Raw genomic sequence first — 24,088 nt, forward strand, 5'->3', positions numbered from 1 at the left:
TCTGATTGGGCGCAGCCACAGTGCCGCGTCCATTGGCGCAGGTGCGGAGAGGTCCTTAATTGACAATTACTCAGGGTGGCCAGGTTCCCGGGGATCCCGCGGAATCGGGAAGCGACGACCGGACCACGCGCGGCACGGTTAACCGGCGGTCCAAGTCCCGTCGTGCCAAAGCCCGCGACAACCGCTTCCCGGCGATGGTGTCCTCCGGCCTGCTGGCACTCGCGCTGGGTATCACAGCTGCCAGCCTCCCCGTGCCGTATGTTGTCGAGTCGCCGGGGCCAACTTTCAATACCCTGGCGAATGAGAACGGCAAGCCGGTCATCAGCGTGACAGGCCGCGAGACGTTTCAGGCCAAGGGAAACCTCGACCTCACCACTGTCTACGTTGACGGCGGACCCAACGGCCCTGTCAGTGTCTTCGAGGCTTTCTCCGCATGGCTGGACAAATCAAAGGCTGTCTATCCCGAGGAACTTATCTTTCCCACGGGGGTCACGAAAGAGGAGTCCCAACAGGAGAGCGCGGTGGCGATGACGACGTCCCAGGAAAACGCCACGGCCTCCGCGCTGAAAGAACTCAGCATCCCGTTTGAACAAAAGCTGCGGGTGGCGGACCTTGCGGACCAGTCGGCCTCGGCCGGCAAGCTGCAGGCCGGTGACGTGTTCTCCACCGTGAACGGCAAGCCCGTGACCTCGCTTCGTGTTGTCCAGGAGGAACTGGCCGCGGGAAACGGAAGGCCCGCCACCGTCGTCGTCACCCGCGACGGCGCTCCCGTCACGGAGACCATCACTCCCACTGAGAACGCTGCCGGCAAGTTCATCCTCGGCGTGCTGCTGCAGTACGAATTCAAGTTCCCCTTTGATGTGAAGATTTCCCTCGACAAGGTCGGCGGGCCGAGCGCGGGATTGATGTTCGCCCTGGGCATCGTCGACACCGTGACTCCGGGCGACCTGACCGGTGGTAAGCACATCGCAGGGACCGGCACCATCACGCCCGACGGCGTCGTGGGATCCATCGGCGGGATCGGACAGAAGATGTACGGGGCAAGGGAGGACGGCGCCACGGTATTCCTGGCCCCGGCCGCCAATTGCGCGGAAGTGGTGGGACACATTCCGGACGGGTTGCAGGTGGTCAAAGTCGAAAACCTGGCTGAGGCACGGGAAGCCGTCAGTGTGGTCGGTTCAGGCGGCGACACATCCGGCCTTCCCGCGTGCACCAGCAACTAGACTAATTGCAGGAACTAAGCACCACCGCCACTCGTGGCATTAATGACTGACTCTGGACCTCACATCCGAAGTGCAGCGTCAGTCCGAGCAACACCATCACTCGCGCTCTGAATTTTGACAAGACCAGTAACTGACAACCAGCTATGAGGTACCGAGTTTGTCCCGTCCCGCCAGCTCCACTCCGCCCGGAAGACCCCAGCCAAGGCGAGGTGCCTTGACGCCGACATTGATCGTCGTAGCACTGGTTGTGGTCGGATTCATCTTCTTCGCCAATGTTTGGACCGATGTCCTCTGGTACCAGCAGCTTGGTTTCATTGAAGTTTTCCTGACCGAAAACGTGGCCCGGATCGTCATCTTCCTGGCCGGCTTCGCCCTTATGTTCCTGGCCATGTTCTATGCCATCCGCATCGCCTATCACGCGCGCCCCGTTTACGCCCCTGATTCGGAGATCAGGGACAACCTGAACCGCTACCAGGCGCAACTGGAACCCGTTCGCCGGGTGGTCATGGTGGGCCTGCCGGTGCTGTTCGGCCTCTTCGCCGGAAGCGCCGCCGCCAGCCAGTGGCAAAAAGTGCTGCTGTTCCTGAACCAGGAGTCCTTCGGCCAGAACGACCCGCAGTTCAACCTGGATATCAGCTTCTACCTGATGACCCTGCCGTTCCTCGGTTTCGTGACGGGCTTCCTCATCAGCGTCGTTGTGGTTGCCGGTATCGCGGGAATCCTCACGCATTACCTGTACGGCAGCATCCGGATCATGGAGCGCGGCATCTTCACCAGCCGGGCTGCCCAGATCCATCTCGCCGTGACAGGCGCTGCCTTCCTGCTGCTGCTCGGCGTGAACTTCTGGCTGGACCGCTATTCCGCAGTGCAGAACAGCAACGGACGCTGGTCCGGCGCCCTGTACACGGACGTCAATGCGGTAATCCCTACGAAGTCCATCCTTGCCGTGGCTGCCGCCCTGGTCGCAATCCTGTTCATCGTCGCGGCCGTAATCGGTAAGTGGCGCTTGCCCGTTATCGGCACGGCAATGCTGGTCATTACCTCCATCCTTGCCGGCGGTGTCTACCCGTGGGTCATCCAGCAGTTCCAGGTGCGCCCGTCCGAACAGACCCTCGAGAAGCCGTTCATCGAGCGGAACATCAGCATGACCCGTGCTGCCTATGGTCTCGACAAGATCAAGGAGGAGCGGTACAACGCCACCACCACCGCCACCACGGGCGCACTGGCACCCGATGCACAAACCACTGCCAATATCCGGCTCCTGGACCCGAACCTGATTTCGGACGCCTTCTCCCAGCTGGAGCAGTACCGGCCCTACTACCAGTTCCCGAGCGCGCTCAACGTTGACCGGTACGAAGTTGACGGCAAGGTCCAGGACACCGTGATCGCCGTCCGTGAGCTGAACCCGGACGGGCTCAGCGCCAACCAGCAGTCCTGGCTGAACCGGCACGTGGTCTACACCCACGGCTACGGCGTAGTGGCCGCCAAGGGCAATAAGTTCACCGCCGACGGCAAACCGGAGTTCCTTCAGGCCGGCATTCCGTCAACGGGAGTCCTCGGCAACGACACGACTTATCAGCCCCGGATCTACTTCGGCGAGAACTCGCCCGAATACTCGATCGTCGGAGCCCCGGATGGCTCTCCGAACCGTGAACAGGACCGACCCGCCGGCAGGGAAGGCGACGGCGAAACCCAGTACACCTTTAGCGGAAACGGCGGCCCGAACGTCGGCAGCTTCTTCAACAAGGTTCTCTACGCGATCAAGTTCCAGTCCTCCGACCTCCTGCTGTCCGATGGCGTGAACGCCGAGTCGCAGATTCTCTACGACCGCAACCCGCGGGACCGCGTCGAAAAGGTCGCCCCCTACCTCACTGTCGACGGCAACGCCTACCCTGCGGTCGTGGACGGCAGGGTGAAGTGGATCGTGGACGGCTACACCACGAGCCAGTACTACCCGTACTCGCAGCAGGAACAGTTGTCCTCGGCCACCGCCGATTCACAGACGACCGCCGGGCGCACCGTCGCCCTGCCCAACAGCTCGGTGAACTACATCCGCAACTCCGTGAAGGCAACTGTTGACGCCTACGACGGCTCCGTGACGCTGTACGCCTGGGATGACCAGGACCCGGTGCTGAAGGCCTGGCAGAAGGTCTTCCCGACGTCCCTGAAGCCGTACTCGGAGATGTCCGGGGCGCTCATGAGCCACGTCCGCTACCCCGAGGACCTGTTCAAGGTCCAGCGCGAATTGCTGGGCCGTTACCACGTCACCCAGGTTGACAACTTCTACACGAACAACGACGCCTGGTCCGTTCCGAACGATCCCACGGTGACTGAACCGGTCAAGCAGCCGCCGTTCTACATGTCGCTGCAGATGCCGGACCAGGACAAGCCGGCCTTCCAGCTCACGTCGTCGTTCATTCCGCAGGTGGTCAACGGCACCGCCCGCAACGTGCTCTACGGATTCCTCGCCGCGGATTCCGACGCCGGCAACGAGAAGGGCGTGAAGGCCGAAAGCTACGGCCAGCTGAGGCTTCTGCAGATTCCGCCGGAAGCCCAGGTACCCGGCCCGGGCCAGGCCCAGAACAAGTTCAACTCGGATCCCACGGTGTCCCAAGCGTTGAACCTGCTCCGGCAGGGCGCGTCCGACGTCCTCAACGGCAACCTCCTTACCCTCCCGGTGGGCGGCGGTCTGCTGTACGTGCAGCCCGTCTACTTGCGGTCCACCGGCGAAACGTCCTACCCCACGCTTCAGCGCGTACTGGTGGCCTTCGGTGACAAGATTGGCTTTGCGCCAACCTTGGATCAGGCGTTGAACCAGCTGTTCGGCGGTGACTCCGGCGCTTCGGCGGGTGATTCGGAGAACAACGGGCAGACGCCACCCCCCGCGCCCGGCGGCACGCCTCCTCCCGCCGGCGGCACGGATGCCAAGGCGGAGCTGAAGGCCGCGCTGGAAGAAGCGAACGCAGCCATTCGGGCCGGCCAGGAAGCCCTCGCCAAGGGTGACTTTGCAGCCTACGGAGAGCAGCAGAAGAAACTGAACGCGGCTCTGCAAAAGGCCATCGACGCCGAGGCGAAGCTGGGTACCGAGGGCGCGACACCGACACCGGCTCCCACGGCTGACCCGTCGGCTGCCGCGACGCCGTCGCCAACTCCGACGAACTGACCCAGGCAGCAGGCTAGCGATAGCCTGCAGCCCGGACAGGCCGGCTTCCCCTTCCGCCAGGACAGGGGAGGCCGGCCTTTGCCATTGAGGCGGCCACCGGGGCACAGTCGCCCGGGGGCGTGTTTGAGGGGGCGTGTTGCCGGTTTGACCGCGCGTCCGATTTTCCGGTCCACCCCCTCCGGGCCACGTTCGTTTGAACCATCCGGTCGCCGCGGAGACACAGATCACGTCCCCTCGATTTGGCCTGAAGTTCACTGGCGGGTAATGTTGTTCTTGCGACGCGGGGTGGAGCAGTTCGGTAGCTCGCTGGGCTCATAACCCAGAGGTCACAGGTTCAAATCCTGTCCCCGCAACTGAAGTAAAGGCCCGGAATTCCCAAAAGGAATTCCGGGCCTTTTGCTTTGTCGCCGGGGGATCGGTTTGGGTCGGGCCATGTGTCCCTTCACGGGTCGGGCTAACGGGTCCGGTTATGGGCCGAGTTAGCGACCGGGCCGGCGGCCCGAAATGGCAGTGGTCGGGACCGCCGAAAAAGTAGGGTAGTGTTGATCTAGCGACGCGGGGTGGAGCAGTTCGGTAGCTCGCTGGGCTCATAACCCAGAGGTCACAGGTTCAAATCCTGTCCCCGCAACCAATGAGAGGCCCTGACCGGGGAATGACCGGTCAGGGCCTCTTTCTTTATCTGCAGGTGCTCCAACTACTAGCATTTCCTAGTATTCTCATTCCCGGGGGCAACGTCCTACGGTGCCACGTGGTTTTCGATGATGATCACCGCTTTAGCGAGCCGTCGCCTCCAGGGAACGGATCTTATGTTGCGGGGCATGACCGCGGCCGCACCCGGGTTCGCTCTTCTGCTGTTCATGATTCAAGCTATTAAGGCGCGCTTAACCAGGCCGTCGCCCTTGCCGGTGCAGCCCGGCCGGGGCGGAACCGCCCACGTCACTGGTCGATCATTCTCGAGAGGAATGCTGTTCGATGTCACTACCAACCAAGAAGAAGTCCGGAACTGCGAAGAGCAGGTGGGCCAAACTGTACTGGGCAGTGCCGGCCGTGCTCGTTGCCCTGGTTCTCGTGGTGCTGCTGGCGAAGTGGGCCACAGGGCTTGCCGGCGTGAAAGACTTCCTGGCGGACTACCCGGGGCATTCAGCGCTTCCGGAAGGTGCTCCCGCCGGTTTCCCGGCATGGCTGGCCTGGCAGCATTTCCTCAACGGTTTCTTCTTGCTGCTGATCATCCGTTCCGGCTGGCAGGTGCGTACGCAGACCCGCCCTGAGGCCTACTGGACCCGGAACAACAAGGGTCTGATCCGCACCAGGAATGCGCCGACGAAGATCAGCCTGGCGCTGTGGTTCCACCTCGTCCTGGACGCACTGTGGATCCTGAACGGCGTCGTGTTCGCTGTCCTGCTGTTCGCCACCGGCCAGTGGGTGCGGATTGTGCCCACGAGCTGGGACGTCTTCCCCAACGCGCTCTCGGCTGCCCTGCAGTACGCGTCGCTGAACTGGCCCACGGAGAACGGCTGGGTCAACTACAACGCCCTCCAGCTGCTGACCTACTTCGTCACCGTGTTCATCGCCGCACCGCTGGCCTTCATCACGGGCCTGCGGATGTCTTCGGCCTGGCCCAAGAACGCCAAGGCGCTGAACAAGGCCTACCCGATCGAGGCCGCCCGTGCCGTGCACTTCCCGGTGATGATCTACTTTGTTGCGTTCGTCGTCGTCCACGTGTTCCTGGTCCTGGCCACTGGCGCGCTCCGGAACCTCAACCACATGTACGGCGGCAGCGACGACGTCAGTTGGGTGGGCTTCGGCATCTTTGCCGTGTCGGTCGCAGTGATGGTCGCGGCCTGGTTCCTGGCCCGGCCGCTCTTCCTGAGCCCCAGTGCCTCCCTGATGGGCAAGGTCAGCAGCCGCTGACCGGCCCGCTGGCAGGCCGACAGATCAGTCCGCGGCTTCGGATGCGGCTCAGCCGTCCTTGAGCCTCTGGTAGGTCTCCAGGGCCCGCTCGCGCGACTCCGGCAAGCCCACCACGGGCTCCGGATAGCCGGTGGCCCGTTCCGGCGCCTTCCATGGTTCGTGGATCTCCTTGTCGCCCATGCCGGCGAGTTCGGGGATGAACTCCCGCAGGTACCGGCCTGCTGCATCGAACTTCTTGCTTTGCGTCACGGGGTTGAAGATCCGGAAGTAGGGGGATGCATCTGCTCCGGATCCGGCCACCCATTGCCAGTTGGCCGGATTGCTGGCTGCATCGGCGTCCACCAGGGTGTCCCAGAACCAGGCTTCCCCCAGCCGCCAGTCCGCCAGCAGGTTCTTTACCAGGAACGACGCCGCCGCCATCCGGACACGGTTGTGCATCCAGCCCGTCCGCCACAACTGACGCATTCCGGCGTCCACCAGCGGATAGCCTGTCCGGCCCTGCTGCCAGGCCTCCAGTTCCGCGTCCGACGGCGTTTGCCACTCGAAGCGGTCGAATTCGGGACGGTAGTTGCGGGTGGCCAGCGTTGGGTTCTCATACAGCATCTGCCAGCAGAACTCCCGCCAGCCGAGTTCGGACCGGAAGATCCCGACGTCGGCCGGGGCCTGGCGGGGGAACCGCTCACGGAGCGCTTGCCAGACGCGGAAGGGGCTGATCTCACCGAAGCGAAGGTGGGGCGACAGCCGACTGGTGCCCTCGACTCCTGGCCGGTCGCGGCCGATCGCGTACTCCTCGACAGGACCGTCAAGGAAGTCCTGCAGGCGGCTGTGCGCGCCCGCTTCGCCGGGGGTCCACACTTCCGCCAGTCCTGCGCTCCAGTCGGGGGTGCGGGGGAGTAGCCCCCAGCTGTCCAGGTCATCGCTGTCCGGCAGCGCACGGTGGCTGTCGCGGGCCGGTGCCGGAAGCTTGTCCGGGGCGTCAGCCGGCAGGCGCGGCTCGCCGTTCTCCAGGCAGGCGCGCCAATAGGGCGTGAATACTTTGTACGGTCCGCCCGCTCCGGTGCGGACAGTCCAGGGCTCGAACATCAGGCTGGCCTGGAAACTTGCAGCATCGAGGCCATGGTCTCCGGCCCAGCCCTTGACCCCTGCGTCGATGGTGCGTTCGGGCCCGCCGTACCTGCGGTTCCACCTCAGGTGCGTGGCTTCGGTTTCGGCTGCCAGCCCCTGGATGATCGCGGCCGCACTTCCCCGCCGGAGTACCAGGCGGGAGCCCGCGGCTTCCAGGCTGCCGGCCAAGGACGCCAAGGAATGGTGGAGCCACCACTTCGCGGCGCCGCCAAGTGGCCGCACGCCATCTGATTCCTCATCCAGAACATAGATGACGGTCATGGCGTGGCCCAGGGCTGCCGCGTCCGCCAGGGCGGGATTGTCATCCAGGCGGAGGTCGTCACGAAGCCAGACGATGGTGGAAGGCATGGTTCCACGGTACACGCCCGGCAGTGCTATTTACTGGCCGGTAACTTAGCCGTAGACTCGCTCCACGCCGTCCGGTGCGCGATTTCTTCGCCGGACGGTTCCGTTCGGATCAGGCCATTTTCTGTTCACAGCGGCATCCGGCTGGAGGCGGCCGGATGCCGGCAACCTGTCCGCCGCGATGGTGCCGCGGGCAGGAAAAAGGATGACCAATGAAGCTATTCCTTGCATCGGCCGAACGGACCCGGACCGCGGTCCACATGTGTCCGGCCCACCGGATGCTCGTCGCCGCCCTGGCTGTCGCCGTCACCGTTTCTGCCCTGACAGTACCTGCTGCGCACGCGGCTCCCCCAGCCGGTGACGGGTGGGTGGTCAGTGTGGGGGATTCCTATATTTCGGGCGAGGCGGGCCGCTGGGCCGGCAATTCGAGTGACCCGGCCCAGACGGATGCACTGGGTGACGCCGCCTATCTTGACGCCGGCCGGTCGGAGAGCACTGTCGGCTGCCACCGCTCCAGTTCGGCAGAGATCAGAATCGGGCAGGCCCAGGCACTGAATTTGTCCTGTTCCGGTGCCAAGACGGCCACTTCCTGGAACTCTTCCGGGCACTTCAAACCGGGGCTGGACTTTTACAGCGACGGTGCGGGCAACGTGGGGCAGGCGTTGGCGCTGCAGAACTTCGCATCGGCCAACCGCGTAAGTATGGTTGTGGTTTCGATCGGCGGCAACGATCTCGGGTTCGCGGGCATCATCGCCACGTGTGTCTCCAAGTTCATGACCAGCCCGTGGTGGTCCCCGAGCTACTGCAAGGACTCCGCCACGGTTGCCACGAACTTTTCAGCCGCCAACCGGGCGGCTGTGGCATCACGGATCGGGAGCTCACTCGGGAATGTAGCCAAGGCGATGACTGCCGCCGGGTACACGCCTGACGAGTACAGCCTGGTGGTACAGAACTACGTCTCACCCCTGCCGCGAAGCGCCGATATTACCTACCCCGAAACAGGATTCAGCCGGCAAAGCACCTACGGCTGCGGATTCTGGAACGCAGACCTGGACTGGGCTTCGGGAACCGCTGTGCCTGCCATCAACTCCACCATTTCGGCCGGCATCTCCGCTTCCGGCGTGGACGGCGTTCAAACCCTGGATGTGGCTTCACTCTTTAGCGGCCATGAACTGTGCGCGGACACGACGAAGAAGTTGAACAACACCGCACTGGCGGACTGGCGGAGCGCGGGCGCGGCGGACATCAGCGAGTGGATCAACGAGATCCGGACGGCCAGTACCGCCTTCAGCGACTACTACATCCAGGAATCCCTGCATCCGAACTATTGGGGCCAGCTGGCACTCCGGAACTGCCTGCGCCAGATCTACGACGACGGCGCCGTCCGTTCCGGGAGCTGCACGGCAGAAGCCGGGCTGACGGCAGCCGGCGAGCCGGCCGTCACTTTGCGATAGTCCACCGCTGCCGTCAGTGCGGCAGCAAAAAGGCCGGGGCCCAGTTCAGTTCAGCGGGACCCCGGCCTCTTTGTCGTCCGAATTCCGATCCGGAGCAGCAGCCTAAAGCTTGTCGAAATCAGCTTCTTCAACCGTGGAACCGGCAGCCGAGGAGTTGGCCGACGATCCGATGGCGGGCTTCGCGCCGCCGGACTTCAGGGCAGCGAGCCGAGCTTCGATCTCGGTCTGCTCCCCGAGGTCTTCAAGCTGGTTGAACTGTGCGTCCAGGCTGGAAGCGGCGAGCTCCTGCTGGCCGCGAACCTTGGCCTCTTCGCGGCGGATCTTTTCTTCGAAGCGGCCGACCTCGCTGGTGGGGTCCATGAAGTCGATGCTCTTGAGTGCGTCATGCACCTGGGACTGGGCAGCGGCGGTCTTGGAGCGCGCCACGAGTTCGTTGCGCTTGCTGGTCAGCTCGTTGAGCTTGCCCTTCATCTGGTCCAGGCCGGTCTTGAGCTTGTCCACAACCTCGCTCTGCGAAGCGATGCTCGGCTCGGCAGCCTTCGCCTCGTTCTCGGCTGCCATCTGGCGCTGGATCGCCACCTTGGCAAGGTTGTCGAACTTCTGGGCGTCGACTGTGTCGCCGCTGCTCCGGTACTCGTCAGCCTTGCGGGACGCTGCCAGGGCCTTGTTGCCCCAGTCGTGGGCGTTCTTGACGTCCTCGTTGTAGTCGTCCTGGAGCATCCGCAGATTACCGATGGTCTGCGCAACGGCGGACTCAGCCTCGGCAATGTTGTTCGTGTAGTCCCGGACCATCTGGTCCAGCATCTTCTGCGGATCTTCGGCCTGGTCCAGCAAGGAGTTGATGTTCGCCTTTGCCAGCTGCGCCATACGGCCGAAAATGGACTGCTTTACCATGGTGATGCCTTTCATCCTGCTCAGTGGTCGCCACTGAATTCAGTGAACAGTTGATGTACCGCTTCTATCCGGCGGCCAGTCGGAAACCGGCCGCCGCCTAGTCTTGGGATCAGCTAGAAATCGCCGCCGCCTCCGGAGTCGCCGCCCCAGCCACCGCCGTCGCCGCCGCCGCCGAAGTCGCCTCCGCCCCAGCCGCCGCCGTCACTGTGACCGCCGCCCCAGCCGCCTCCGCCGCCGCCGTTGAGGATGGAGTTGATCAGGATGCCGCCGAGGATGGCGCCGCCGAGGCCGCCACCGCCGCCGCCTCCGAACATGCCGCCGCGGCCGTAGCCCTGGTCGGCGTAGCCGAAGCTGTCCACGTCCCCTTGGGCGAGTTGCGCGGCCTGGGCCGCGAGGGCGTGGGCCTGCTGGGCGTACGTGAGGGCCGTGACGGGATCATTGCGGGATATGGACAAGGCATAGTCCAGGTTGCGCTGGGCTTCCGCGAGGCGGGTCCGTGCCTCTGTCCCCACTCCGCCGCGGCGTGCAGTGATGTAGTCCGAGGTGGCGCTGATCTGCGCCTGAGCAGACATGATGGTCTGCTGCAGCGATGCCTGCGCACGGCGGGCCTGTTCCTGCTGGTCGCGGATTCCCGTAAGGGCCTGGTCCAGGGACTGATGGGCTGTCTCCACGCGCTCCAAGGTGGCGATCGGATCGATCTTTCCGCCCTGAATCTCCGCCTTGACCTGCGACAGGGCTGCCTCCACGCCGGCCACCGGTCCTGCCAGCTCCGGATGGGCGCCGGACTGGATGATGGCTTTGGCCTGCGCCAGGTCCTGGGAGGTGTCAACCACTGCGGCTTCGAGGCTGTTGCGTGCCTCGTCCAAGCTCCCGGAGACCTTTGTGATGGCATCAATCAGTACCTTGGTCTGGTGCAGGCTTTCTTCGGCGGCGCGGACGGCCACGGCAGCCAAGCTTCCTTCACCGGACGCCAGCTTGTCCTGCGCCGTTGAGGTGGCGTTCTGCACGAACGCGAGCCGCTCCTTGGCCTGGCCGATGTTGTCCGACACCTGGATGAGGGCGCTGTCCGCGTACTTGGCCCGCAGTGCGGTGAGGGTCTGTTCCGCAGTCGCGATCCGTGCGTCAGCTTCCCGGGCGCCGGCGTTCACCGCGGCCAGGGCCTGGGGTGCGTTCTTCTCGAGTTCACGGAGCGAATCGAAGTCAGCCTTTTGCTCCTGGAGGGAGGCCAAGGCGGCTTCTGAACGGCGGATGATCTCGCCAAGCCAGCTCCGCTGCTGTTCCTCGGTGTCCGGGATGTGGTCGTCAAGCTGCTGCTGCAGTTTGAACGACTCGGACATGTGGCCCTTGGCTTCCTGCAGAGCCTTGGTGAAGTTCCCGACGGCGGCGTCGCCGTATTGTGCCTGGGCGAAGCCGAGTTCCTGCTCGCTCGAGTTAATGGCGTTGTCGGCTTCAATAAGCAGCGAACCGCTCTTCTTACGCAGGTCGTCCACGCTCAGCGAAGCCAGCGGGTCGAGCTCTGCGCCCTGCGGTCCGTAGCTGGCGCTCGAAGCGACGGCGGCCTTCTTCCGGCGGTTCCGGAAGTAGAGATAGGCGCCGACTCCGCCGGCTGCGACTACTCCCGTTCCAACCAGGACGGCAGTTCCGGCGCCGTTGTCGGAGGAAAGTTTGCCACTGCCGCCACCCGCTGCGTCGCCGATGGCCGTCGCTGCGTTTATTGCCGCTTGAGCGTAGTTTTTGTTAGTCAGTTCCGGGCCGATAGCGGTGCTCTTGATGTTTTCGAGCTGGGCCGCGGTGATCTTGCTTCCACCTTTATTCAGGATGTATTGCTGGGTGTCAGTAGCAACCGCAAGAATCAAAGCGTTCGGTCCAAGACCGGCTTTTTCAGCCACCTCGTCCGTCCAGGCTTCCCGGTCAGTCGGGTTTTCGAACTTCTTGACGGTGACGACGTGGAGGACCGTGGCGTGATCCGCGCCGAGCTTTTTGATGGCAGCCTCGACGTCGGACTTCTTGCCGCCCAGGACACCGGCGGAGTCAACGATCTTGGACGCTGGGTCGAGAGTCACCGGGTCTTCGGCCCAGGCTGACGTGGCGGGGACCGCCATCAACCCGGCAAGGCCGATCACGGCGAGGAGACGTTTGAACTTAGACCGCATGTGCAACCCTTCAGCACTTCTGCGACTGATTCGGGCCGAGCCAGTCGTCACAGAATGCAGCAGCGCCCCCACGCATGTGTAAAGCCGCAGGTCGCTGTGGCAATTCCATTTGATTCTATGGTGCACCTATTTGCCCGTCCACAACGGCGAATATGCCACCAGCGAAAAGCCCTTCACCCGTGAATCGGGCCCTCGGAAAGAGCAACCCGACCGCGTTCAGGAACCTCCCAGCAAACCTGCGCTTTAGCTTCAGTCAGAGGGTCCATAGTTAAAGGCAGACAAGGAATGAAAGGAAGTCTAATGACTGAGAACCCAGCACAGGGTGCATCGCCTGAGAACAGGGATCCGGAAAAGCCTCGCGAAGGCTGGCCGGCACAGCCTCCTCATGCGGACACGCAGCCGCTGGATGCGGGGCACCGGGAGCCCCAAACAGCGGCGCAGCCAGCCGCGGACTCAGCCCAGGACAACCCGACCATCCGGATCGGCCAGACGCAGCCCGAGGCACAGACGCACGCGCAGCCCGAGGCACAGCCGCAGCAGGACGCCGACGGGGCTCCGCGGCCGGTCTATCCCCAGCACCAGCCTTTCTACGGCCAGCAAGCCGGACCTTCCGCCGAGCACTCATCCCACCCGGGGTACGGATCCCATCAGGGCAACGGTCCCTACCCGGGCGGCAGTTCCTACCCCGTTCAGGGCAACCAGCACCAGCAGCGCAGCATGTACGCCTCCGACCCCGCCAGCACGCCCAAGCGCAAAGCGGCCTTCGGCGTGGGAACCTTGGTGGCCAGCATCCTGGCCGCCGGCCTCGTGGGCGGCGGAGTAGTAGCCGCCAGTGACGCCTTCCTGAATAACGGGTCCACGTCTGCGACCAGCAGCACGGGCGGCCAGCCCGGCACCGTGATCGTCAACAACAAAGACGACGTCAATGTCATCACCGCAGCCTCGGTGAAGGCGTCACCAAGCGTCGTGACCATCAAAGCGACCAGCGGAAGCGAGGGCGGCACGGGGTCGGGAATCATCCTCGACGACGACGGCCACGTCCTGACCAACACGCACGTCGTGACCCTGGACGGAAAAACCGCCAACGCCACCATTGAAGTCCGGACCAGCGACGGCCGGGTCCTCACCGCGAAAATCGTCGGCACCGATCCCCTGAGCGACCTGGCCGTCATCAAGGTGGACAATCCTTCCGGGCTGACGCCGGCAACACTTGGTGACTCCAGCAAACTCAATGTGGGGGACACCGCCATCGCCATCGGATCACCGCTCGGCCTGACGGGAACTGTCACCGACGGCATTGTCTCCACGCTGAACCGGACCATCAGCGTGGCATCTTCGGCAGCGCCGAAGGAAGGCGCGGATGACTCACAAAGCGACGACGAAGGCGGCTTCCAGTTCGCACCGCCGGACGGGGGGCAGAGCCAGAGCACCCCGAACCAGGGATCCATCTCGCTCAACGTTATCCAGACGGACGCAGCCATTAACCCCGGCAACTCCGGCGGTGCGCTGGTCAACAGCAAGGGCGAGGTCATCGGCGTCAACGTGGCCATTGCTTCGGCCGGCGGCGAATCCAGCAGCAGCGGCAACATCGGTGTCGGTTTCAGCGTTCCCATCAACCTCGCCAAGCGGGTGGCCAACGAAATCATTGACACCGGAAAGGCAACGCACGGCCAGTTCGGAGTCAGCGTCAAGCCGAAGTCATCCACGTCTTCAAGCTCGTCCTTCTCGGTGGGTGCCGAAGTGGCTACCGTCGAGTCCGGCTCCGCGGCCGCCAAGGCCGGCCTCAAGGTGGGCGACGTCGTCACGAAGTTCAACGACCTTGCCATCAGCGATCCGAACCAGCTGACTGCGGCGGTACGGGAACAGCCGGCGGGCGCCTCGGTGAAAGTCACGATCCTGCGCGGCGGCAAGGAACAGCAAGTGGATGTGACGCTCGGCGCGGCAGCCGAGCAGTAAGCCCCGGACCGGATCCGGCAAGGGTATAAGCAAGATTTGACCGCAGGACTGAGGCGGGGGCACCGGCACGGTTCCCCCGCCTCAGCTGTGTAACCGCATCCTGCGCGCTTGCCTGACACAGGCGTTAACGGGACGGCGCGGGCGCCCCGCTATATGGTTAGCTTGGTTCTACCCGCACCCCGGGGGAGATCCGCGGCCATCACCTCACCCGGCTGGCTATCCACAAGCATGGAAGGCTGCTGTACAGAAAGTGGAACAGACATTGAAGATCATCGTTCTGGTCAAGCATGTACCAGACGCGCAATTGGACCGTCACCTCAGCGGCGAGGACAACACCACGGACCGCGCCGATAGCATCCTGTCCGAGCTGGACGAATACGCCCTGGAGGCTGCGCTGCAGCTGACAGAGGCCCGCGGCGGAGCAAAAGCCGGCAACCAGGTCATCGCTCTGAGCATGGGCCCCGCCGGCGCCGTCAATGCCATCAAGAAGTCCCTTCAGATCGGTGCCACCGAAGGCGTCCACCTTCGCGACGACGCGCTGGCCGGCTCCGATGCGGCTGCGACGTCCCTCGCGCTGGCAGCAGCGGTCCGGCACCTTGGAGCGGACAGCCCGGTGGACCTGATCCTTACCGGGATGGCGTCCACCGACGGCGAGACCTCCCTTGTGCCTGCGCAGCTGGCAGAGCGGCTGGACCTTCCGCAGGTCACTTTCGCCTCCGAACTGGAAGTGGACGGCGGTCGCGTCATCGCCCGCCGCGACAGCGACACGCACTACGACACGATCGAGGCAACGCTGCCGGCCGTCGTGTCCGTGACCGACCAGATCAACGAGCCGCGCTTCCCGAACTTCAAGGGAATTATCGCGGCCAAGCGCAAGACCATCACCACCCTCACGCTCGCGGAGATCGGCGTCGACCCCGCACAGGTGGGCAAGGCCGGTTCCTGGACGGCAGTGCAGACGGCCGCCGCCCGCCCGCCGCGCACCGCCGGCACCATCATCACCGACGAAGGCGACGCCGGCATCAAGCTGGTCGAGTTCCTGGCCGCCCAGAAGCTGCTCTAAGAGGATTCCAGACATGGCAAAAGTACTTGTATTCATTGACAACCCCGGCCACGCCCTCAAAAAGAGCAGCCTTGAACTGCTGACGATCGCCCGTTCACTCGGTGACGCGGCCGTCGCCGTCAACGGACCGCTGAACGACGACGTCGCCGGCGCCTTTGGTGCCAACGGCGCCACCACCGTCTTCCGGCCCTCGTCCGACGACCTGGATGCGTATTTGGTCGGCCCCAAGGCGGCCTACCTGGCCGAGGCCGTTGCAGCCTCGGGCGCCACTACCGTGCTCCTCGAGAACTCGTTCGACGGCAAGGAGATCGCAGCCCGGCTGGGCATCAAGCTCGGCGCCGGCGTTATCACCGACGTCGTGGCCGTGGACCAGGACGGCACCGCCCACAAGTCGGTGCTCGCGGGCTCCTACACCACCACGGCCAAGGCCACCACGGCAGTCTCCGTGCTGACCGTGAAGCCGAACAGCGTCACCCCGGAGCCCGCCGCTGCAGCAGCGAACCCGGAAATCCTCACTGTCGACGTTCCCGAGTCGGCCTCGGCCGGCGCTGCCCGCATTACGGGCCGCAAGGACAAGCCCGCCAGCGGCCGTCCGGACCTGACGGAAGCCAGGATCGTGGTGGCCGGTGGCCGCGGCGTCGACGGCGACTTCGGCCCCGTGGAGGAACTGGCCGACGCCCTCGGTGCCGCCGTGGGTGCGTCCCGCGCCGCGACCGACGCCGGCTGGATCGGCCACGACGCGCAGGTGGGCCAGACCGGCAAGACGGTTTCCCCGCAGCTGTACATTTCCGCCGGCATCTCCGGCGCCATCCAGCAGAAGGCCGGCATGCAGACTGCAAAGGTCATTGTGGCCGTCAACAAGGATGCCGAATCGCCGGTCTTCGAGATCGCCGACTTCGGCATCATCGGTGACCTCTTCCAGGTCCTTCCGCAGGCGACCGAAGAGATCAAGAAACGCAAAGGCTGATTAGTTGAGCATCAACGCCACGGCGCAGAGCCCGTTCAGCCCGGATCACCACCGGGTTGAGCGGGTCCTTTGTTTTACCGCCCACCCGGACGATGTCGACTTCGGCGCCGCCGGAACAATCGCTGCCTGGACCGCGGCAGGAGTTGAGGTCAGCTACTGCATCATGACCGACGGCGACGCCGGCGGCTTCGACCCGGCGCAGCGAGAAGAGATCGTGGCCATGCGGGCCGAGGAACAACTCCGGGCCGCTGCGCTGGTCGGGGTCACCGATATCCACTATCTCCATGAGCGGGACGGCTACCTGGAGCCGACGCACGAGGTGATGAGGGGAGTGGTGAAGCTGATCCGGGAGATCCGGCCCGACGTCGTGCTTTCCATGCATCCCGAACGAAACTGGAACCGCATCCAGAAGAGCCACCCGGACCACCTTGCCGTCGGCGAGGCCGTCACACGGGCGGTCTATCCGGCCCTGGAAAACCCCTTCGCCTATCCGGACCTGGCGGAGGCGGGCCTTGAGGCCTACAAACTGCCATGGCTATGGCTGTTTGCCGGGCCCGAGGAGCGTGAAAACCATTTTGTGGATGTCACCGGCCACGTGGAGGAAAAGCTGGCGGCGATCCATGTGCACGCCAGCCAGCACCCGGACCTGGACGCCATGGACCGCACAGTCCGCGCGCTCATGCTGGAGACCGGAGCGCGGGCGGGGCTGGCCGACGGGCGCAGTGCCGAGGCGTTTCATGTCGTCACAATCAACGGTTCCGGGACCATCGCCGGGTTCTAAGGTTGCCCGGGTGTAACCCATGTCATATGCTGGCCTCTCTTTAAATCATATTTATTCGGGAAAGGCAGACTTTGATGGCGAAGACTGCACAGCAGCCGGTACTGGTGATCATGGGCATCTCAGGATCCGGCAAATCAACTGTGGCCGGCCTCGTGGCCGGGAAGCTCGGATGGGACCTGGCGGAGGGCGACGACCTTCACCCGGCGTCGAACGTCGCAAAAATGCAGGCCGGTGAGCCCCTTACCGATGAGGACAGGTGGCCCTGGCTGGAATCCATCGCCGAATGGATCCGGGCGCACACCCAGGACGGAACTCCCGGCGTCGTCACCTGTTCCGCTCTGAAAAAGCGCTACCGGGACGTCCTGCGCGGCGAGGGCGTGATGTTTGTCTTCCTGCAGGGAAGCAAGGACAGGATCTCCGACCGCCTGGCGTCGCGGCACGGGCACTTCATGCCTCCCGCACTGCTCGAATCACAGTTTGACGCGCTGGAAGAACCGACTGCGGACGAAAACCACATTTCCCTGTGCGTTTCGGCCACGCCGTCGGAAGAGGCCCAGGAAGTCATCGAACGGCTCAACCTGGAAACGGCAGACGCCGCGACCCTATAGCTGCACGGTCTCGAACGGCCGCGCCCCGGACCCCTGATTGCGATCAGCGCGGTGAAGGCAGAGTTTGGCACCACGCTGGCGCTGGGCAACGTACACCCACTTGTAGGGGCGGTCGACGGCGGCCTGGTCGCCCCGGCGTTGCCGGCCTTCGTCCTCATACAGGTGTCCTAAATGCCGCGGCCTGCCGGTACGCGCCGCGAAGGCGGGTACCGGCAGGCCCGGTGATGTGATGCCGGCGCCCGGCCGGCTAGGCTCCGAGAGGGGCTGCGGCCACTGTCGGCAGTGTGGGCGAAGCGGAGCCGCCCACAGGTTCAACGGTGATACCCAACGCAGCCGCCGAACCAATGCCCTTCACTACAGCGGGCTTGGACAATGCTTCGGCATCCATGAGCCCCTGTGAAACCGGGGCGGAACCATCCTTCGGGATCAGCCACATCTGGTACACCTTGCCGGCGGGAGGTGCCGGGACTCCGTTCATCTTGACCACCACAGCGTCCTTGGACGACGAAATGGAGACGGTCGCCGTGCCTCCGCCACTCACCTCAACGGTTGCCTGCCGGACATCCTGCGCCTGGAGGACCTGGTTGAGCGGATCGTTCTGGTTGGCCACGTAGGCCCCGACGCCCACGCCGCCAAGCGCGATGACGGCGGCAGCGGCCACGCCCACCAGCCAGTTGCGGAGCCCGGGAGCCCGGCGCCGCTCCTCACGGCGCTGGCGGGCGGCACTGAGGTCATCGGCGACCGGAGTGCTGTCTGTTTCGACGGGATGCCCCGGAGTGGCAGGAGAAGGAACTGGCGCCGCTCCCGGCTGGGCTGCTTCCGGCTGGGCTGCTTCCGGCTGGGCAGGGAGCTGGGCCACGATCCGGTCGAAAAGACCTGCCGGCGGTTCCTCTTCCGCTGTGAAGGTGGCGGCCAGAGTTTCCCGTGCTTGGCGGACGCGCTCATAGAATGTGTTCCGTTCCGGCCCCGGCGCGGCCGAGAGGTATTCCTCAATGGCAGCCCGCTCTGCGGGGCTCACAGCGTCCAGTGCATACAGCTCGGCCAGCTCTACTGCCCGGCCGGAGGCCAGGTCCGTGGCGATATCGTGGGCAAACATCCCGGAGGAACGGCTGCTGCTGTTCGGTTGGTTCATGTCGGTCATCTCAACTCACCCCCAGACAGGTCTTCAAGCGGATCAGTCCATCACGGATGCGGGACTTGATGGTGGGCACGGCAGCGTCCAGTTTCTCCGCGACTTCGCGGTACGTCAGCCCGCCATAGTACGCCAGCCGGACGGATTGCTGCTGCGTCTCGGTGAGGGTGTCCAGGCACCTGACGACGGCCTCGGCTTCCAGCCTGCTTCCGACCTCGTCGGAGACGGAGTCATGGTCAATTTCCTGGCTGCTCGCGCCGTATTTCGCCTCGCGGTCGTTTGATGACTGCGAGGAACGGACCTTGTCCACTGCCCGCCGATGCGAAATAGTCATGAGCCATGCCAGCGGGCTGCCGGCCTCCGGATTGAACTTCGCAGCGTTCTGCCAGACCTGGAGAAAGACTTCCTGCGTGGCGTCCTCGCTGAGCTCGGGGTCTATCAGGACGCGCCGCGCCATGCCGAAGACCCGCCGGGACGTCAGTTCGTAGAACTCCGCGAAGGCACCCTGGTCCCCGGTGGCGATTTGTGCCAGCAGGTCACCGAGCCGGCGGTTCACGTCGGTAGCGGTGCCAGGGGAAGCGGTAGCCTCTGGGTTTGCGGCGTTGGGGGTTTCCATCACTCTCAAGCATAAGTCGGTCTTGGACGTCCCGCTGGCATCGGCACCGGATGCGGGCGCGCTGTGCGGGGCGACTTCCTTCGAAGGGGACCTGCGGACCTGCAACGTAGCCACCTGCCGCACCTCGCGATCCTGTAGGGCCCGGATTGGCCTTTACAGGTAGTTCGGAGTGCGTGGGCGGATGGATGGGCGGGAGTTCCACCGACGGCGGCCCCCGGGTCAAGGGGTAACCCGGGAAGAGGACCCTAAAGTTTGGCGCCGGCAAAGCCGTTCTGGCGCCAGGCTTCAAAGACCGCGATGGAGGCCGCGTTGGCAAGATTCAACGACCTGAGGGACGGCAGCATTGGTAGCCGCACCCGGGACGTGACATGCGGGTCATGCTTGAGGTCCTCGGGAAGTCCGACGGACTCCTGGCCGAAGAGGAGAACGTCGCCGGGAAGGTAACTGATGTCCGCGTAGGACGTTTCGCCGTCGGACGTGAAGGCATAGACGCGCTCGGGCTGCAACGCTTCCCAGGCAGCCTCGATGCTCCTATGCACCGTCACCACCGCGAGGTCGTGGTAGTCCAGTCCGGCCCGGCGGAGCTTGGCATCGGAAAAGTCAAAGCCCAGTGGCTCCACCAGGTGCAGTTCGGCGCCCGTGATGGCAGCGAGCCGGATGGCGTTGCCCGTATTGCCCGGGATTTCAGGGGTGTGGAAGAGGATGCGGAACACCGTCCCATCCTAGCCAAGGCGGGCGCCCTCCTGCGCGCAGCCGAAGCGTTAGTGCATACCGCGGAGCAGCCGTGCCAGGGCCGGGACGTTGACTGTATTGGGCGCCGGCCCTGAACTCAGGAACTCCTTGAGCCCGCGGACCAGCCCGGCTCCGTTGACCACCTGGACCGTTTCATGCCCGCGGGGTGAGCGCCGGTGGTGGTCGATCACCGGTTCATGGAGATTGCCATCAGGGCTATGGATCACGGTCCAGCCCGTCACGTTGAGCTCCGGGAAGATGTCCTGCATGCGCCGCACGATATGGGCAAGCTGCGGCGGCGCAATGGCACGGCCTCCGTGCGTCAGCGTGCTTCCGTTCCAGGCGTAGGCACCCTTCGGCAACAGCATGGATCCAATCAGCGCCAGCCGGTAGCCGGACAGCAGCGCGTGGTCGATGTCGCTGTTGTCTGCGGGTGACTGCAGCCCGTTGATCAGCCGGGCCGCGGGAATGGCGGGGAGGACCTGCCGGCTGATCAGCTGGACTGTCCGCATCTCCCGCTGGATGCGGGCTTCCGCCCCGAAGATTCCGCGTTTCCGCGGCATTCCATGGACCTGCCGGCTGGCCAGTTCCTCCGGAATCAGCGGGACGCTGCCGGATTCAGGGTGCTCGAACGGCGGAACGTACACCGGCGGATCGCCCGCCGTGTTGCGAGGGGTGTTGGGCCGATGGACAGTCGCCGAAGCACGGCTCCCGGCGGCCGGTGCGTCGAAATGCGCGCCGTCGGCGGTTGCCGCTTCCGCTGACCCGTGGGCATACGAGCGGTCATAGGCGGCTCGTCGTTTCGGATCGATCAGGGTCTCATAGGCCAGCGTTACCTGCCGGAAGACGGCGGCGTCCCCGCCGTGGTCGGGATGCGCCCGCCGGGCAGCCTTGCGGTAGGCCACCTTGATCTCTTTGTCGGTCGCCGTCACAGGAAGCCGAAGGACTTGGTAATGGGAGCTGCTGCCCTGGGTCAAGCACTGATCCTTTTCTTGTTGATTCCAGTCCACTCAGGCAGTCCGGTCCGCCCAGTTTAACCGTCTGAACACTCAACGTTCGTGCCGGTGGCCTTGGTTCCCGCCCTTCCTGTGCGGGCGGAAACACTTGATGTCACCGTGGACGGCTGCAGCGTCTAGACTCTTGCGGAGGACCGGCCGGGGCAGCGCCGCCGGCAGACGGTATGTGGGGGCGATGTGACAGCGATGGGCAGGCGACTCGCTGCGAACCGGACACAAGCTATTTACGGGGTGGGGCGGCGGATGGCCCTGCCCCTCACCTTGGCGGTGATACTTGCCGGCGCGGCCGGGTGCAGCGTGGGCGTTCCGGATCCGGCCGCTCCGCGCGATGTCCAGACCACCCCCGCGCTTGCAACCCCGACGATTACCCCGGGCCACGATGCGGCGGCGGTGGCGGCCAGGGACCTTCCTTTCACGGCCGGTGATTCGCTGGCCGCAGGGGTCGCAGTGGGCCTCTCGGACGGGCTCCGTGAGGCACCGGGATGGAAGCCGGTCAAGGAGAACGTGGCGGGGGAGAACCGCTACCTCAAAGCCGACGGTTGCTTGGTATCGGCCCGCGTCCGTGTGAACCAAACGCCACTTGCCGTGTCCGGAGATGACAGGGCCTCCACGGTCGAACTGTTCGAATATCTGGATCCCACGATCCTCCCCAACCGCCTGACAACCGACACCCTCCGCTGGGGCGGTGAACCGGAAAAGCCGGGGCCCAAAGTCGAGGTCCTGGTCTTTGAGAGCGGCTCCGCGCCGGGGGCAAAGCCCACCGCAGTGCTGGCGAGGCTTTTTGGTAAAGCGGGTTCGTCCGTTTACATTTCGCTCTCGTGCCCGGACCGGGCCGCGCTCGCCGCGGCCCGGGCGGATGTGGCGGAACGCCTGGTTGTAGTTCCGCCGTCGAACTGAACCGGCCCAGCTATCTTTGCCTGCGGGAATTCAGCGGTGACAGCCGGTTGAGGGCCAACGCGCCCACGAGCAGGCCAAAATCGCGAAGTGCGATGTCGAAGAAGCTGCCCAGCAGCAGCAGGTTGATGATGATGCCCAGCAGCCACACGGCCACCAGCATCGATCCGAAACGCGGCCGGACTGCGACCGCGATTCCGGCGATGATTTCCACCGCGCCCACGATGTACATGATGGTCTGGGCCGGGAGTGGAACCACTGAAGTTGCCACCGGGGCCAGATAGACGGTCCAGTCGGCAAGGAGATTGGTGAACTTGTCGAGGCCAAAAACAATCGGGGCGACCGTGAAGACCGTGCGCAGCAGCAGGAAGGCCTGCCGGCCCGGGTCGGCAGCCAGCGTGCTGCCGGACGAACTCAACACCGAGGAGGATTTCATGACGGGCTCCTTCTAAAAGTAGGTATCATAATTTTAGAGAGCTTTGGGGTATAAAGCAATGAATCTTGTTTTTAGAGTTAGGGTGTTCCATGCGCAGACTTCCCTGGGCCCGCCGGATCGCAGCCGTGGCATCCCTGGGCGATGAGAACCGCCGGAACCTTTTCGGATTCGTCGCTTCATCGCCCCGCCCGGTGGGGCGCGACGATGCTGCCGGCGCGCTCGGAATCCCGCGAAGCACGGCGTCGTTCCACCTGGACAGGATGGTCCAGGACGGCGTGCTCACCGTTGAGTTCCGCAAGCTCGGCGGCAAGGCCGGGCCCGGCTCAGGCCGGCCGGCGAAAATGTACGGGATGGCCCAGCCAGAGGTGGGCGCTTCCGTGCCGGACCGCAACTACGACCTGGCCGGCGAACTGATGGCAACGGCCATCGAACAGTCCAGTGCCGCCGGGGAGCCGGTCCGGGACGCACTGCTGGCCACTTCCTACGCGAAGGGCCTGGCAATGGCGGAGGGGAGTGGAAGCCTCGAGGAGTTCCTCTCGGCGGAAGGCTACGTGCCGGAGCCCGACGGCGCCGGAGGCTACGCCCTCCGGAACTGCCCGTTCCACCGGCTCGCGGACAGCCATTCGGAAGTGGTCTGCGCAATGAACGGCGCCTTCCTGAGCGGCGCTGCTGCCGGTTGCGGTCTGGCGGAAGGCCGCATAGCGGGCAACAACGTTCCTGGCGAGTGCTGCGCCAGGGTTACGCCGCCCTGACCTCCAGCGGCTGCTTGGGCCGGCTGGCCATCAGGACGCCCGCTATGACTAGCAGCCCGCCGATGACCTGGGGCACGCTGACCGGGATCCCCATGATGACGGTGATGGCCGCCGTGAAGACGACCATAAGGTTCAGGTAGTTTCCCGCCGTCGCCGGGGCCGTTGTCTTGAGTGCGAGGTTCCAGAAAAGGTACGCCCCCAAGGACGGGAAGACGGCGATGTACGCGAGCGACCATCGTTCGGCCGCCGTCGCGGGGAATTCAGTTCCCGCCACGAGGGCGAACGGACAGAGGATGGCAGTGGCCAGCACCACCTGCACCGCCGTGGCGGCAATGGCGGGGAGCCCAAGCCTGCGGGCAATGATGGTGTAGAAGCCCCACACCACAATCGAACCGATCATGAGCAGCTCGCCGGCATTGAAGGTAATGCTGAAAGCTCGGTGCAGCTCGCCCCGGGTCAGGACCAGGACGACGCCGGCAAGGCCGAGGGCGATGCCCAGCCAGCCGTACGGGCCGGGTTTTTCCCCGAGAAAGAAGATCGCCATGACCACGATGAGCGCCGGATTGGCGGCAGTGATCAGGGAAGCGTTCAGCGCCGAGGTGTGTTGGAGGGCAGTGTAGAGGAGCAGGGTGTAGCCACTCATGCCCAGCAAGCTCAGGAGCAGGAGCACGCGCCAACGGCCCAGCACGGCACGCCAGTCCGGACGTTCCACGAAGTGGGCCAGCAACACGAGCGGCAGCGCGGCCAGTGCCCATCTCCAGAAGGTGAGTTCCAGCGGCGTCATGGTGGCCACAGCCGCCTGCCCCACCACAAAGTTGCCGGACCAGAACAGGGTGGCCAGCACCAGGTAAATCGAGGCCTTCACCG

At 64.7% G+C, this 24,088-nt stretch carries 20 protein-coding genes and 2 tRNA genes; 13 read left to right on the forward strand and 9 right to left on the reverse strand.

Translation table 11 applies throughout. From position 1 onward, the window contains the following. Positions 1–59: 59 nt before the first annotated feature. The 5 genes from J2S97_RS01775 (at position 60) to J2S97_RS01795 (ending at position 6,297) form a co-directional block, all read left to right on the forward strand. The gene (locus J2S97_RS01775) at positions 60–1,223 is read left to right on the forward strand and encodes a YlbL family protein (RefSeq protein WP_307045981.1); all 1,164 of its coding nucleotides are present in this window, start codon (positions 60–62) and stop codon (positions 1,221–1,223) included. 157 nt (positions 1,224–1,380) lie between these two features. Then, the gene (locus J2S97_RS01780) at positions 1,381–4,386 is read left to right on the forward strand and encodes a UPF0182 family membrane protein (RefSeq protein ID WP_307045984.1); all 3,006 of its coding nucleotides are present in this window, start codon (positions 1,381–1,383) and stop codon (positions 4,384–4,386) included. A 279-nt stretch (positions 4,387–4,665) separates the two neighbouring features. Beyond that, positions 4,666–4,739, forward strand: a tRNA-Met gene (locus J2S97_RS01785). 201 nt (positions 4,740–4,940) lie between these two features. Then, positions 4,941–5,017: transfer RNA gene (locus tag J2S97_RS01790), tRNA-Met, on the forward strand. A gap of 341 nt (positions 5,018–5,358) precedes the next feature. Continuing rightward, complete coding sequence (locus J2S97_RS01795; RefSeq protein WP_307045986.1) at positions 5,359–6,297, forward strand: cytochrome b/b6 domain-containing protein; 939 nt, start codon at positions 5,359–5,361, stop codon at positions 6,295–6,297. 48 nt (positions 6,298–6,345) lie between these two features. On the opposite strand, the gene J2S97_RS01800 is transcribed toward J2S97_RS01795, so the two are convergent. Continuing rightward, a complete protein-coding gene (locus tag J2S97_RS01800; RefSeq protein ID WP_307045988.1) occupies positions 6,346–7,770 on the reverse strand; it encodes a cryptochrome/photolyase family protein in 1,425 nt (474 codons plus the stop codon). A 209-nt stretch (positions 7,771–7,979) separates the two neighbouring features. Between J2S97_RS01800 and J2S97_RS01805 the strand changes: the two genes are divergently transcribed. Next, positions 7,980–9,221: a hypothetical protein gene (locus J2S97_RS01805; protein ID WP_307045990.1), complete on the forward strand. Its 1,242-nt coding sequence runs from the start codon at positions 7,980–7,982 to the stop codon at positions 9,219–9,221. Between the two features lie 102 nt (positions 9,222–9,323). Here the strand turns inward: J2S97_RS01805 and J2S97_RS01810 are convergent, their stop codons facing one another. Further along, complete coding sequence (locus J2S97_RS01810; protein WP_307045992.1) at positions 9,324–10,115, reverse strand: PspA/IM30 family protein; 792 nt, start codon at positions 10,113–10,115, stop codon at positions 9,324–9,326. 113 nt (positions 10,116–10,228) lie between these two features. Continuing rightward, positions 10,229–12,268, reverse strand: coding sequence for a TPM domain-containing protein (locus J2S97_RS01815; RefSeq protein ID WP_307045994.1), 2,040 nt, complete (start codon positions 12,266–12,268; stop codon positions 10,229–10,231). 300 nt (positions 12,269–12,568) lie between these two features. On the opposite strand from J2S97_RS01815, the gene J2S97_RS01820 reads away from it, so the two are divergent. The 5 genes from J2S97_RS01820 to J2S97_RS01840 all read left to right on the forward strand — a co-directional run bounded on the left by J2S97_RS01820 (position 12,569) and on the right by J2S97_RS01840 (position 17,643). Then, positions 12,569–14,224: a trypsin-like peptidase domain-containing protein gene (locus J2S97_RS01820; protein WP_307045996.1), complete on the forward strand. Its 1,656-nt coding sequence runs from the start codon at positions 12,569–12,571 to the stop codon at positions 14,222–14,224. A 262-nt stretch (positions 14,225–14,486) separates the two neighbouring features. Continuing rightward, the gene (locus tag J2S97_RS01825; RefSeq protein ID WP_307046541.1) at positions 14,487–15,287 is read left to right on the forward strand and encodes an electron transfer flavoprotein subunit beta/FixA family protein; all 801 of its coding nucleotides are present in this window, start codon (positions 14,487–14,489) and stop codon (positions 15,285–15,287) included. Between the two features lie 13 nt (positions 15,288–15,300). Continuing rightward, positions 15,301–16,254 (forward strand): electron transfer flavoprotein subunit alpha/FixB family protein, encoded by a 954-nt coding sequence (locus tag J2S97_RS01830; RefSeq protein WP_307045998.1) that lies wholly within the window; start codon positions 15,301–15,303, stop codon positions 16,252–16,254. Between the two features lie 4 nt (positions 16,255–16,258). Further along, entirely contained in the window at positions 16,259–17,035 is a 777-nt protein-coding gene (locus tag J2S97_RS01835) for a PIG-L deacetylase family protein (RefSeq protein ID WP_307046000.1), read from the forward strand. A 74-nt stretch (positions 17,036–17,109) separates the two neighbouring features. Continuing rightward, on the forward strand, positions 17,110–17,643 hold the full coding sequence (locus J2S97_RS01840; protein WP_307046002.1) for a gluconokinase: 534 nt from the start codon (positions 17,110–17,112) through the stop codon (positions 17,641–17,643). Between the two features lie 247 nt (positions 17,644–17,890). On the opposite strand, the gene J2S97_RS01845 is transcribed toward J2S97_RS01840, so the two are convergent. From J2S97_RS01845 to J2S97_RS01860, 4 genes are all read right to left on the reverse strand, one after another. Beyond that, complete coding sequence (locus tag J2S97_RS01845; RefSeq protein ID WP_307046004.1) at positions 17,891–18,775, reverse strand: anti-sigma factor; 885 nt, start codon at positions 18,773–18,775, stop codon at positions 17,891–17,893. A 10-nt stretch (positions 18,776–18,785) separates the two neighbouring features. After that, positions 18,786–19,391, reverse strand: a complete 606-nt coding sequence (sigK, locus tag J2S97_RS01850; RefSeq protein WP_307046007.1) for an ECF RNA polymerase sigma factor SigK — start codon at positions 19,389–19,391, stop codon at positions 18,786–18,788. A gap of 245 nt (positions 19,392–19,636) precedes the next feature. Continuing rightward, on the reverse strand, positions 19,637–20,104 hold the full coding sequence (locus J2S97_RS01855; RefSeq protein ID WP_307046009.1) for a tRNA (cytidine(34)-2'-O)-methyltransferase: 468 nt from the start codon (positions 20,102–20,104) through the stop codon (positions 19,637–19,639). 48 nt (positions 20,105–20,152) lie between these two features. Beyond that, positions 20,153–21,100: a J domain-containing protein gene (locus tag J2S97_RS01860; RefSeq protein WP_307046011.1), complete on the reverse strand. Its 948-nt coding sequence runs from the start codon at positions 21,098–21,100 to the stop codon at positions 20,153–20,155. Between the two features lie 282 nt (positions 21,101–21,382). Between J2S97_RS01860 and J2S97_RS01865 the strand changes: the two genes are divergently transcribed. Next, positions 21,383–22,036 carry a hypothetical protein gene (locus J2S97_RS01865; protein ID WP_307046014.1) on the forward strand — a complete coding sequence of 218 codons (654 nt, stop codon included), beginning with the start codon at positions 21,383–21,385 and terminating at the stop codon, positions 22,034–22,036. Between the two features lie 10 nt (positions 22,037–22,046). Here J2S97_RS01865 and J2S97_RS01870 read toward each other — a convergent pair whose 3' ends face one another. Next, a complete protein-coding gene (locus J2S97_RS01870) occupies positions 22,047–22,469 on the reverse strand; it encodes a hypothetical protein (protein WP_307046016.1) in 423 nt (140 codons plus the stop codon). Between the two features lie 89 nt (positions 22,470–22,558). Between J2S97_RS01870 and J2S97_RS01875 the strand changes: the two genes are divergently transcribed. After that, positions 22,559–23,221 carry a helix-turn-helix transcriptional regulator gene (locus J2S97_RS01875; protein ID WP_307046018.1) on the forward strand — a complete coding sequence of 221 codons (663 nt, stop codon included), beginning with the start codon at positions 22,559–22,561 and terminating at the stop codon, positions 23,219–23,221. Here the strand turns inward: J2S97_RS01875 and J2S97_RS01880 are convergent. Next, a complete protein-coding gene (locus J2S97_RS01880) occupies positions 23,208–24,086 on the reverse strand; it encodes a DMT family transporter (protein WP_307046020.1) in 879 nt (292 codons plus the stop codon). The two genes, J2S97_RS01875 and J2S97_RS01880, sit on opposite strands and share 14 nt — an antisense overlap. Positions 24,087–24,088: the final 2 nt, after the last annotated feature.

Origin of the sequence: Arthrobacter oryzae (assembly GCF_030812315.1) — a bacterium.
Classification (GTDB): Bacteria; Actinomycetota; Actinomycetes; order Actinomycetales; family Micrococcaceae; genus Arthrobacter; species Arthrobacter oryzae_B.